This window comes from Streptomyces kebangsaanensis (genome assembly GCF_001906585.1).
Lineage (GTDB): Bacteria > Actinomycetota > Actinomycetes > Streptomycetales > Streptomycetaceae > Streptomyces > Streptomyces kebangsaanensis.
In genome coordinates this window covers 13,825-25,410 of the sequence record NZ_JUJA01000092.1, presented here as the reverse complement: position 1 = coordinate 25,410, position 11,586 = coordinate 13,825, and the positions used below count along the sequence as shown (strand labels likewise).

The window sequence follows — 11,586 nt, the reverse complement described above, 5'->3', positions numbered from 1 at the left end:
GAGCCAGTCCCAGAAGGCGTTCAGGGCGCGTTGCAGCAGGCCGGGGTCGTGCTCGTGGTACATGCCCTTGGACAGTTCGCGCTGGGCCGCCTCCCGCGCGGGATCACGCGGGAGGGTCACCGGTGGTTCGGTCGCGGCGGGCGCGCGTGGAAGCGCCGGCAGTGCTGTGAGGAGTCCCCCCGTCGGGCTCACGCCATCAGCTCCCCGGGGTGGTCGCGCCGGAACCGTGGCTCGGGACGCCGGCGGCTCGGGCCAGTTCGAGGTCGAGGCCCTCGCGGCGGATGCGCTGGTCGATGTAGAGCAGCACGGTGACGTTGGCCAGGATCGGGAACGTGATCGCCAGGCCGATCACCGACCCGATCCCGGTGATGACCAGGTAGGTCCAGCTCAGTTCGGGGGTGCCGTTGATGAAGTCGGCCATACCGTCCCCGCTGGACACGAGGGCGATCATGGCGAAGGGGAGGGCAATCACCACGGAGAGCATGAACGTGATGAGTACGGTCAGCAGTTGAATGCCGAAGAGCCGCCACCAGGAGCCGCGGACCAGCTTGCCGGATCGGCTCATCGCCTTGGTGATGCTCTGCTTCTCCAGCATGAGGGCGGGCGGGGCCAGGCAGAAGCGGATCCACAGCCACACAGCGGGCACGAAAGCGGCGGCGCCGCCCAGGAATGCCAGTGCGACGCCGCCGAGGGGCGACCCCGTGGCGGCCACGATGATGCCGGGCAGCACGCCGACGGCGACTATGCCGACGCTGATGAGCAGCAACAGGAAGACCAGCCCGAACAGCTTGAGCACCTGTGGGCGGGCGTCCCGCCAGGCCTCGCCGATGGTGACGGGTTTGCCGAGGGCTGCGCGGCTGGTGACGGTCGCGAGCAGCCCGGTGGCCACGATGATGCCGACGATTTGGACAATGAAGGCGACCCCGGAGCCGAGCAGGAGGTTGCCCATGGCGCGGCTGACCTCTCTGAAGGTGGCGTTCGGGTCGTTGAGCACCTGGTTGGTGGCGTCGTCGAAGACGAAGCGCTGCACCAGAGTGACGATGGTCTGGACGAGGACCGCGACGACCAGGGAGATGCCCAGGACGGTGCGCCAGTGGGTGCGCATGGTGGTCACCGCGCCGTCGAGGATCTCGCCCAGGCCCAGTGGGCGGAGCGGGATCACGCCGGGCTTGGCCGCGGGCGGCAGGCCGCCCCAGCCCGCGCCCCAGGCGCCGTGGCCACCCGGGCCGCCGTAACCGCCGTAGCCACCCGGAGCGCCGTAGCCGGCCTGGCCCCAGCCGGGGGCGGGCGGTGGCGGCGATGGGGTCCGGCCGGGGGCCGGGGTTCCCGTGGGCGCGGACCACTGGCCGGGTGGCGGCTGTTCCTTGGACCACTTCACGCCGGGGGTCTGCGGTTGTTCGCCCGGCCGGTCCGCGGGCTGTGCGGGGCCGGGGCGGCCGGCGGCGTCGGCAGGCCCGGACGCACCGGGTTCCTGTCCGTCGGACGGGGCGGATCCGGGCGAGGACCAGCCCGGAGTGTCGTTCATCGTCGCTCCTTCACGGTGCCCGTCCGCGGTCGCGGCGGCAGGTTGGCTGCCATCGTGCCATGGGGTGGTCTTCGGGCGACCGGCGGTGGTGGCGGCTGCGTACCTTCAATTGTCCGCCGGATACGGGGCAGACTGACGGCATGGCTGATCAGTACGCGCAGACCCGCGAGGACAACCGGCCGACCGGTACACCGGCGATCCGCTGGGAGGAGCCGCCCGAGGGCCCGGTCCTGGTCCTCCTCGACCAGACGAGGCTGCCCGCCGAGGAGGTCGAGCTGGTGTGCACGGACGCCTCCGCGCTGGTGGAGGCGATCCGGTCGCTGGCCGTGCGCGGGGCTCCGCTGCTGGGCATCGCCGGGGCGTACGGCGTCGCGCTCGCCGCCGCGCGCGGCTTCGACGTGGACGAGGCCGCGACGGCGCTGGCGGGTGCCCGGCCCACGGCGGTCAACCTCTCCGTCGGTGTGCGCCGGGCGCGGTCCGCTCATCAGGCGGTGCTCGCCAGGACCGGTGACGTCCGGCGGGCGGCCTCGGCGGCGCTGGCGGCGGCGCGCCAGTTGCACCAGGAGGACGCCCGGGCCAGTGCGCGGATGGCCGAGCACGGGCTGGCGCTCCTGGACGAGTTGCAGCCCGGTGGCGGGCACCGCGTCCTCACGCACTGCAACACCGGGTCACTGGTGTCGGGCGGGGAGGGGACGGCGTTCGCGGTGGCGCTCGCGGCGCATCGTGCGGGACGGCTGCGGCGGCTGTGGGTGGACGAGACCCGGCCGCTGTTCCAGGGCGCGCGGCTGACGGCGTACGAGGCGGCCCGCAGGGACATGGCGTACACCCTGCTCACGGACAACGCGGCGGGCTCGCTGTTCGCGGCCGGTGAGGTGGATGCCGTGCTGGTCGGCGCGGACCGTATCGCCGCCGACGGTTCGGTGGCGAACAAGGTGGGCAGCTATCCGCTCGCGGTGCTCGCGCGCTACCACCATGTGCCGTTCATCGTGGTGGCGCCGGTGACGACGGTGGACCTGGAGACCCCGGACGGCGTGGCGATCGAGGTCGAGCAGCGCCCGGGCTACGAGGTGACCGAGATCATCGCACCTCAGGTCCCGGTCACGGGAGCCGGCGGCGGCATCCCGGTCGCGCCGCTGGGCACGCAGGCCTACAACCCGGCGTTCGACGTGACTCCGCCCGAGCTGGTGACCGCGATCGTCACCGAGGAGGGCACCGTCTCGCCGGTGACGGCCGAGGGCCTGGCCGAGCTGTGCGCCAGGTCGCGGCGGACGGCGGCCGGGTAGGGACGGCACCCCGTTCTCGGGGTGAGGGCAGACAGTAGCGAGTCGGTACGACTATCGTCACAGGCCAGTGAACTCCCTCACCTGGATCTCCGCAGCCGTTACGAGAATGGGATGATGTCGTTTATGAAGGGACGAGTCCTTGTCGTCGACGACGACACCGCACTGGCCGAGATGCTCGGGATCGTGCTGCGTGGGGAAGGTTTCGAGCCGTCTTTCGTAGCCGACGGCGACAAGGCGCTGGCCGCTTTCCGTGAGACCAAGCCCGACCTGGTACTGCTGGACCTGATGCTGCCCGGCCGGGACGGCATCGAGGTGTGCCGCCTGATCAGGGCGGAGTCCGGGGTGCCGATCGTGATGCTGACAGCCAAGAGCGACACCGTGGACGTAGTGGTGGGCCTGGAGTCCGGGGCCGACGACTACGTCGTGAAGCCGTTCAAGCCGAAGGAGCTCGTGGCCCGTATCCGGGCGCGGCTGCGCAGGTCGGAGGAGCCGGCGCCGGAGCAGCTCGCCATCGGTGACCTCGTCATCGACGTGGCCGGTCACTCCGTGAAGCGGGACGGGCAGTCGATCGCGTTGACGCCGCTGGAGTTCGATCTGCTGGTCGCCCTCGCCCGCAAGCCGTGGCAGGTGTTCACCCGCGAGGTGCTTCTGGAGCAGGTCTGGGGCTACCGGCACGCGGCCGACACCCGTCTGGTGAACGTGCACGTGCAGCGGCTGCGCTCCAAGGTCGAGAAGGATCCGGAGAAGCCCGAGATCGTGGTGACCGTCCGAGGTGTCGGCTACAAGGCCGGACCGAGCTGACGTGTCGGGGGACAGTGCCGCCCCGGCGCCCGGAGGGACCGGGGACCGCACGGGGCGGCCTGTCGGCCGGACGGGTGCGGGTTCCCGCTGGGGGCGCCTTCTGGACGGGGGGCTGCTGCACGGCGGCGTGCAGGGCAGCCCGGTCCTGCGTCTCTTCCTGCGCTGGGTGCGCCGGCCGCTGCTGCCCGTCATGCGACTGTGGCGGCGCAACATCCAGCTCAGGGTCGTCGTCACCACGCTGCTGATGTCGCTGGGCGTCGTCCTGCTGCTCGGGTTCGTCGTCATCGGCCAGGTGCGCAACGGGCTGCTGGACGCCAAGGTGAAGGCGTCGCAGAGCCAGGCCACCGGCGGTTTCGCGGTGGCCAAGCAGCGGGCCGACGAGGCGGCGACCGCCACCGGTGAGGCCGCCTCCACGACGGACGGCCGCTCCTCCCAGAACGTCATCCAGTGGATGAGTGACCTGGTGTCCTCGCTCTCCAGCGGCGGCCAGGGGGCCTTCGACGTGGTCACGCTGCCCGCCGCGGGCGACGACAGCGGCGGCGGGCGCGGTCCGCGCGCCTCCGGCGGCGTGGACCCGACGGCGAGTGTGCCCGAGGAGCTGCGGGCGCGGATCAACGGCAGCATGGTGGCCGCCCAGAGCTACGCCCGCATCGTCTACAAGGACAGCGACAAGGGCTCCCAGCCCGCGCTGGTCATCGGCAAGCAGGTCAACGACCCCAACGGTGACCCGTACCAGCTGTACTACCTCTTCCCGCTCAGCCAGGAGGAGAAGTCGCTGAGCCTGGTCAAGGGGACCCTCACGACGGCCGGTCTCTTCGTCGTCGTGCTCCTCGGGGCCATCGCCTGGCTGGTGGTGCGGCAGGTCGTCACGCCGGTGCGGATGGCGGCCAGGATCGCCGAGCGGCTGTCGGCCGGACGGCTGCAGGAGCGGATGAAGGTCACCGGCGAGGACGACATCGCGCGGCTCGGCGAGGCCTTCAACAAGATGGCGCAGAACCTGCAGCTGAAGATCCAGCAGCTGGAGGACCTGTCGCGGATGCAGCGCCGGTTCGTCTCCGACGTCTCGCACGAGCTGCGCACGCCGCTGACGACCGTGCGGATGGCCGCCGACGTCATCCACGAGGCGCGCGAGGACTTCGACTCGGTCACCGCCCGCTCGGCGGAGCTGCTCGCCGACCAGCTGGACCGGTTCGAGTCGCTGCTCGCCGACCTGCTGGAGATCAGCCGTTTCGACGCGGGTGCGGCGGCGCTGGAGGCCGAGCCGATCGATCTGCGGGAAGTCGTGCACCGGGTCGTCGGCGGCGCGGAGCCGCTGGCCGAGCGCAAGGGCACCCGGATCCGGGTCGTCGGAGACCAGCAGCCCGTCGTGGCGGAGGCCGACGCGCGGCGTGTGGAGCGCGTCCTGCGCAACCTGGTCGTCAACGCCGTGGAGCACGGTGAGGGCAGGGACGTCGTCGTCAAGCTGGCCTCGGCCGGCGGCGCGGTCGCGGTCGCGGTGCGCGACTACGGCGTCGGGCTCAAGCCGGGCGAGGCGACCCGTGTCTTCAGCCGTTTCTGGCGGGCGGACCCGGCACGCGCGCGTACCACGGGCGGTACGGGCCTGGGGCTGTCGATCGCCCTGGAGGACGCCCGGCTGCACGGCGGCTGGCTGCAGGCGTGGGGCGAGCCGGGTGGCGGCTCGCAGTTCCGGCTGACGCTGCCCAGGACCGCGGACGAGCCGCTGCGGGGCTCGCCCATACCGCTGGAGCCCAAGGACTCGCGCCGTAACCGCGGACTCGACGACGCCGGTCTGCCCAGAGGGGAAGAGAAGCGTGCGACCGTGCCGGTGCAGGCGACGGGTGACCGTACGGCCTCGGCACGGGGCCCGATCGCGTCCCGGCCGGTCGCGGTGCCGCCCACGGCCGATCCGACGGCGCTGCCCGGCAACGGCGCGCGCGTGGTGCCCCGGCCGGCCTCGGACGCACGAGGGCAGGAGGCCGTGCCCGCGGTGGAGACGGCGGGGAACGGGTCGGAGGGCTCCGCGGCTCCGGAGAGGGTCGGGCCGCGGGACGTGACGCAGCAAGGGGAGGCATCTCGTGGGCGCTGACCGCGAGGGGGGCGTGCGGCGGCCGGTGCGCGCGGTGGCGTACGCCGCCTGCGGGGTCGTACTGCTGGCGGGGTGCGCCACGATGCCCGACAGCGGGGACCTGCGGGATGTGGAGTCCACCCCGCGTCGGGACACCGAGGTACGGGTGTTCGCCATACCGCCCCGGGAGGGCGCCCCGCCCGCGGAGATCCTTCAGGGCTTCCTGGAGGCGTTGACCAGCGACGACCCGCAGTATGCGACGGCCCGTCAGTATCTGACGGAAACGGCGGCGCGGCAGTGGCGGCCGGAGTCGTCCACGACCGTGCTCGCCGACGGCCCGGGCATCCGGGTCGACCGTACGACGGGGCGCGACGCCACCGACGACTACGCGGTCGCACTGACCGGCAGCAAGGTGGCCCGGGTGGACGAGCAGCAGTCGTACACGTCGTTGACCGGGCCCTACAGCCAGCCGGTGCATCTGACACGGGACAAGAAGAGCGGGCAGTGGCGCATCGACGTGCTGCCGCAGGGCGTCGTCATGGGCCAGTCGGACTTCCAGCGCAACTACATGTCCGTCAACAAGTACTACTTGGCCTCCGACACCTGGGCGGAGTCGGGGACGTCGACGACGGCCGTCGCCGATCCCGTCTACGTGCGCCGGCGTGTGGACGCGATGACGCAGATGGTGCGCTCCCTGCTGGCCGGGCCCACGAACTGGCTCAAGCCGGTGGTCAGGTCGAGCTTCCCGACCGGTACGGCGCTGCGCGGCGGCGTCACCGCGCTGACACCCGACGACCAGAACAAGCTGACCGTGCCGCTGAACGGCAAGGCCTCCGAGGTGGGGCGCGAGAAGTGCTGGGAGATGGCGACCCAGCTGCTGTTCACGCTGCAGAACCTGACGCCCACGGTGGACACGGTCGAGCTGCAGCGGGCCGACGGCAGTATCTTGTGCGCGCTCGGAGAGGGCCGGGCCGGGTCCGTCGCCAGGCGCGGGCCGGTGAAGCGGTCCGATTACCTGTATTTTGTCGACGACAAGCGCCGACTGGTGCGGATGCCCGGCACCGGCACCAGCGCGGAACCGGTGCCGGGCGCGCTGGGCGAGGGCGTCCAGCAGCTCGCGTCGGCGGCCGTGTCCTGGGACGAGCGCACCGTGGCAGGGGTCAGCTCCGACTGGAAGTCGCTGTTCGTGGGCTCGCTGGCGGCGGGCAGCCCGCTTGAGCCACCCGTGCTGCAGAGCCGCGGCAAGGCCGAGGCCGACCGGCTGACGGCGCCGAGCTGGGACGCGCAAGGCGACCTGTGGGTGGCCGACCGGGATCCCGCCCAGCCGCGGCTGCTGGTGCTGGAGCAGGGCGAGGGAAAGCCGCTCGACGTGCGTGTTCCCGGGCTGAACGGGCGCGTCGACGCGGTGCGGGTGGCCGCCGACGGGGTGCGGATCGCGCTCGTCGTGCAGGCGAAGGACGACAGCAAGTCCCTGCTCATCGGGCGGATCGAACGGGACGACAGCTCGGGGGACCGGCCGGTGGTGTCGGTGCTGGAGCTGCGTTCGGCGGCGCCGGAGCTGGAGAATGTCACCGCCATGTCGTGGGCCGGTGACAGCCGGCTCGTGGTGGCCGGGCGAGAGCAAGGAGGCGTGCAGACGATGCGGTACGTCCAGGTCGACGGCTCCACGCCGGAAGGCTCGCCGCCCGCCGCGCTCACCGGGGTCCAGTCGATCGCCGCGTCCGAGGACGACCGGTTGCCGCTGGTGGCGTACTCGTCGGAGGACGGGATCGTCCGGCTGCCGTCCGGGGCGCAGTGGCAGAAGGTGGTCAAGGCCGGGTGGGCGCCGGTCTATCCGGGCTGAGCACTCCTCCGTGTGGGGGAAGCTCTGGTCGCCGTGGGCGGAGTTGTCCACAGGACGTTGTCCACAGGGCTGGCCGGGACGGTGCGGCGTTGGCACAGTGGAGTGCATGCGCGGGTGGTGGCAGGACCTGACCGACCTGGTACTGCCGGCCGAGTGCGGGGGCTGCGGCCGGCCTCGTACGGTGCTCTGTCCCCGGTGCCGGGCCGCCCTGAGCAGGGACGCACCACGCAGGGTGCGTCCGGTGCCGGAGCCGCCCGGACTGCCGGCGGTGTACGCGGCGGCTCCGTACGCGGACGCGGTCAGGGCGACCCTGCTCGCCCACAAGGAACGGGGCGCGCTGGCTCTCGCGCGTCCGCTGGGCACGGCGCTGGCGGGCGCGGTGCGGGCCGGGCTGCCGGCGGGCGTGGCAGGGGCAGGAACAGGAACAGGAACAGGGGCAGCGGACGCGGGGCTGCCGTGGGCGGTGGGCGGGGCCGTGCTACTGGTCTCCGTGCCGTCCGCGCGGCGGACGGTGCGGGCCCGCGGGCATGATCCGGTGCGGCGGATCACGCTTGCGGCGGCCGGTGAGCTGCGGCGGTCCGGAACGCCGGCCAGGGCGCTGGCCGTGCTGCGCCAGCGGCGCCCCGTGGCCGACCAGTCGGGGCTGAACTCCCGGCAGCGGCTGGACAACCTCGCCGGTGCGCTTCAGGTGGCCGCGGGCGGTGCGGGGCTGCTGCTGGGCGGCCCGGTGGTGCTGGTCGACGACCTCATGACGACGGGCGCCTCCCTGGCGGAAGCGGCACGTGCGGTGAAAGCGGCCGTGTATGCGGCGCGGACTCGGGAAGGGATGGGGGAACGGAAGTCCGGAGCAAGGCAGCAAGCAACACAGAAAGAGGGGAACTCGGTGTACGACGCACTGGAAATCGGGGGTGTGTATGGCGCCGGCGGCGTGATCTGTGCGGCCGTCGTCGCGTCCTCTCCGGATTCTTTCGAAAAGAACCGGAACTGACTGCGAACTTGCATCGTTGCAGGTAATGAGAGGGTCAATTTACCTGAACGGAGGTACGCCGCGGTAGAGGGTGACGTCATCCGTCCGGGCGAGATATGTTCGGGGTGTGAGGGAAAGCCGCAGGCCGTCCCCGCCATATCCGAATGCCGTGCTGCGGGTTTTCGTAATCACCCGCACCGGCTGGGTGGAGATCTTGCCCATGGGGGAGGAGGTGCACGTCACCGAGTCCGAGGTTCCGGGCTCACCGGAACCGGGTGCGAAAAGGGAGATGCTCCGCCGGTGTAGCGGAGCGATCCGGGAACGGAGTTCTGCGTGGACATCGTCGTCAAGGGCCGCAAGACCGAGGTGCCCGAGCGGTTCCGCAAGCACGTGGCCGAGAAGCTGAACCTGGAGAAGATCCAGAAGCTCGATGGCAAGGTGATCAGCCTCGACGTCGAGGTGTCCAAGGAGCCCAACCCCCGACAGGCCGACCGCAGTGACCGAGTGGAGATCACGCTCCGCTCCCGCGGTCCGGTGATCCGGGCGGAGGCAGCGGCCAGCGATCCGTACGCGGCACTCGACCTGGCGGCGGAGAAACTGGGTGCCCGGCTGCGCAAGCAGCACGACAAGCGTTTCTCGCGGCGCGGCGCGCGCCGGATCTCGGCCGCCGAGGTCCCCGACCACGTCCCGGGCGCTGCGACGCTGAACGGCAGCGGCCAGACCGTCACGGAAGAGGAAGCGGGCCAGGTGCCCACGAAGAAGGTCGGCTCGCTGGAGGTGCAGGGGGACGGTCCCCTCGTCGTCCGCGAGAAGACGCACGTCGCCTCTCCGATGACCCTCGACCAGGCCCTCTACGAGATGGAGCTGGTCGGGCACGACTTCTATCTGTTCGTCGACTCCGAGACCAAGGAACCCAGTGTCGTCTACCGACGGCACGCCTACGACTACGGCGTGATCCACCTCAGGACGGACACGATGGTCACTGAGGCGCCCTCTCCCGAGGCGGGCGGCACCCTGGGCGGCTGACCCACCCGGCCGACAGCTGAGACGGTGCCCCTGGTTGCGCGTGTGCGCCCCCAGGGGCACCGACGTGCGACCCCTTCGCGCCCCGCTTGGTCACCGCAGTGTCGGCCGGACATGGAATCATGGCGGCAACGGCTCAACGGATGGGCCGTTGCCTTGGGTTGGCCACGGCACCGCACACCAGGCCACAGCCTCAGGGGGAGGACAACGATGGCGGACAGCTTCGGACCGACGCGGGACGAGGATGCCGACGGTGACGTCGTCGGCACGGGCCCGGACGCGGGCACTGCGCGCAAGGAGCCGATCAGAGTCCTTGTCGTGGACGACCACGCCCTCTTCCGCCGCGGCCTGGAGATCGTGCTCGCCGCCGAGGAGGACATCCAGGTGGTCGGCGAGGCGGGTGACGGCGCCGAGGCCGTGGACAAGGCCGCCGATCTGCTGCCCGACATCGTGCTGATGGACGTACGGATGCCCAAGCGCGGCGGGATCGAGGCGTGCACCTCCATCAAGGAGGTCGCTCCCAGCGCCAAGATCATCATGTTGACGATAAGTGACGAGGAGGCCGACCTCTACGACGCGATCAAGGCGGGCGCGACCGGCTACCTGCTCAAGGAGATCTCCACGGACGAGGTGGCCACCGCCATCCGCGCCGTGGCCGACGGCCAGTCGCAGATCAGCCCGTCCATGGCGTCCAAGCTGCTCACCGAGTTCAAGTCGATGATCCAGCGGACCGACGAACGCCGCCTCGTCCCCGCGCCCCGGCTGACCGACCGTGAGCTGGAGGTCCTCAAGCTCGTCGCCACGGGGATGAACAACCGGGACATCGCCAAGGAGCTGTTCATCTCCGAGAACACCGTGAAGAACCACGTGCGCAACATCCTGGAGAAGCTCCAGCTGCACTCCAGGATGGAGGCGGTGGTGTACGCGATGCGGGAGAAGATCCTCGAGATCCGCTGACGCTCAGCCGAGCGCGCGGGTCAGCTCCCGGGCCAGGGGTTCGCGCAGCTCGGGCGCGTCCACCCGTTCCACGCGCACGTCCGTGCAGTCCACCCAGCCCGCCGCCTCGACGAGGGCCCGGGCGACCGCGGGTACGGATCCGGCGCCGTCCAGGGCGACCTGCTTGGCGACCAGGGTGCGTCCCTCGCGGGCGGGGTCCACGCGGCCGACGAGGCGGCCTCCGGCGAGCACCGGCATCGCGAAGTAGCCGTGGACCCGCTTGGGCTTGGGGACGTAGGCCTCCAGACGGTGGGTGAAGCCGAAGATACGTTCGGTGCGGGCCCGCTCCCAGATCAGGGAGTCGAAGGGGGACAGCAGTGTGGTCCGGTGGCGGCCGCGCGGGGCTGTCCCGAGCGCCGCCGGGTCCGCCCAGGCCGGCCTGCCCCAGCCCTCGACCGTGACCGGGACCAGCCCCGAGTCCGCTATCACCGCGTCGACCTGCTCGCCCTTGAGGCGGTGGTAGTCCGCGATGTCCGCGCGCGTGCCCACGCCCAGGGACTGGCCGGCCAGACGGACCAGGCGGCGCAGGCACTCGGTGTCGTCCAGCTCGTCGTGCAGCAGCCGCTCCGGGACGGCGCGCTCGGCGAGGTCGTACACCCGCTTCCAGCCCCGGCGTTCGACGCAGACCACCTCGCCGTACATCAGGGCGCGCTCGACGGCGACCTTGGAGCCGGACCAGTCCCACCACTCGCTGGTCCTCTTCGCCCCGCCCAGCTCCGTCGCCGTCAGCGGGCCCTCGGCGCGCAGCTGCTTGACGACCTGCTCGTAGGCGCCGTCGGGCAGCTCGTGGTTCCAGTGCGGGCGGTTGCGGTAGGCGCGGCGGCGGAAGGCGAAGTGCGGCCACTCCTCGATGGGCAGGATGCAGGCGGCGTGCGACCAGTACTCGAAGGCGTGCGTGTCGGTCCAGTAGGCGCGGTCGACGGTCGTGCGGCCGACCGCGCCCAGACGCGCGTAGGGCACGAGCTCGTGGGAGCGGGCGAGGACCGAGATGGTGTCGAGCTGGACGGCGCCGAGGTGGCGCAGGACGCCGCGCACCCCGGCCCGCCGGTCCGGCGCGCCGAGGAAGCCCTGGGCCCGCAGGAC

General features: G+C 71.7%; 9 protein-coding genes and 1 pseudogene. 7 read left to right on the top strand and 3 right to left on the bottom strand.

All coding sequences use genetic code 11. The annotated features are described in order from the left end of the window. Positions 1-192, bottom strand: a pseudogene (locus tag RH94_RS43295) (DUF4129 domain-containing protein); the annotation flags it as partial. 4 nt (positions 193-196) lie between these two features. After that, complete coding sequence (locus RH94_RS13810; protein WP_073947908.1) at positions 197-1,525, bottom strand: glycerophosphoryl diester phosphodiesterase membrane domain-containing protein; 1,329 nt, start codon at positions 1,523-1,525, stop codon at positions 197-199. Between the two features lie 140 nt (positions 1,526-1,665). Here RH94_RS13810 and mtnA point away from each other — a divergent pair, with 140 nt between their 5' ends. From mtnA to RH94_RS13775, 7 genes are all read left to right on the top strand, one after another. Further along, positions 1,666-2,808 carry an S-methyl-5-thioribose-1-phosphate isomerase gene (mtnA, locus tag RH94_RS13805; protein ID WP_073947907.1) on the top strand — a complete coding sequence of 381 codons (1,143 nt, stop codon included), beginning with the start codon at positions 1,666-1,668 and terminating at the stop codon, positions 2,806-2,808. Between the two features lie 111 nt (positions 2,809-2,919). Continuing rightward, positions 2,920-3,609 carry a two-component system response regulator MtrA gene (gene mtrA, locus RH94_RS13800; protein ID WP_198668611.1) on the top strand — a complete coding sequence of 230 codons (690 nt, stop codon included), beginning with the start codon at positions 2,920-2,922 and terminating at the stop codon, positions 3,607-3,609. A 1-nt stretch (position 3,610) separates the two neighbouring features. After that, positions 3,611-5,695 (top strand): MtrAB system histidine kinase MtrB, encoded by a 2,085-nt coding sequence (mtrB, locus tag RH94_RS13795; RefSeq protein WP_073947905.1) that lies wholly within the window; start codon positions 3,611-3,613, stop codon positions 5,693-5,695. Beyond that, complete coding sequence (locus tag RH94_RS13790; RefSeq protein ID WP_073947904.1) at positions 5,685-7,517, top strand: LpqB family beta-propeller domain-containing protein; 1,833 nt, start codon at positions 5,685-5,687, stop codon at positions 7,515-7,517. Before mtrB ends, RH94_RS13790 begins: the two co-directional genes overlap by 11 nt. A 106-nt stretch (positions 7,518-7,623) precedes the next feature. After that, positions 7,624-8,505, top strand: a complete 882-nt coding sequence (locus tag RH94_RS13785) for a ComF family protein (RefSeq protein ID WP_073947903.1) — start codon at positions 7,624-7,626, stop codon at positions 8,503-8,505. Positions 8,506-8,817: 312 nt separating this feature from the next. After that, positions 8,818-9,510: a ribosome hibernation-promoting factor, HPF/YfiA family gene (hpf, locus tag RH94_RS13780; RefSeq protein WP_073947902.1), complete on the top strand. Its 693-nt coding sequence runs from the start codon at positions 8,818-8,820 to the stop codon at positions 9,508-9,510. A gap of 207 nt (positions 9,511-9,717) precedes the next feature. Next, positions 9,718-10,464: a response regulator gene (locus RH94_RS13775; protein ID WP_073947901.1), complete on the top strand. Its 747-nt coding sequence runs from the start codon at positions 9,718-9,720 to the stop codon at positions 10,462-10,464. A gap of 3 nt (positions 10,465-10,467) precedes the next feature. Here the strand turns inward: RH94_RS13775 and RH94_RS13770 are convergent. Continuing rightward, on the bottom strand, positions 10,468-11,586 hold a 1,119-nt coding region (locus tag RH94_RS13770), incomplete at its 5' end, for a winged helix-turn-helix domain-containing protein (RefSeq protein ID WP_234425749.1).

What these genes read in the sequence shown, in the direction of transcription:
- RH94_RS13810 (WP_073947908.1), bottom strand. Translation starts at nt 1,525, where the DNA reads ATGAACGACACTCCGGGCTGGTCCTCGCCCGGATCCGCCCCGTCCGAC.
- mtnA (WP_073947907.1), top strand. Translation starts at nt 1,666, where the DNA reads ATGGCTGATCAGTACGCGCAGACCCGCGAGGACAACCGGCCGACCGGT.
- mtrA (WP_198668611.1), top strand. Translation starts at nt 2,920, where the DNA reads ATGATGTCGTTTATGAAGGGACGAGTCCTTGTCGTCGACGACGACACC.
- RH94_RS13785 (WP_073947903.1), top strand. Translation starts at nt 7,624, where the DNA reads ATGCGCGGGTGGTGGCAGGACCTGACCGACCTGGTACTGCCGGCCGAG.
- RH94_RS13775 (WP_073947901.1), top strand. Translation starts at nt 9,718, where the DNA reads ATGGCGGACAGCTTCGGACCGACGCGGGACGAGGATGCCGACGGTGAC.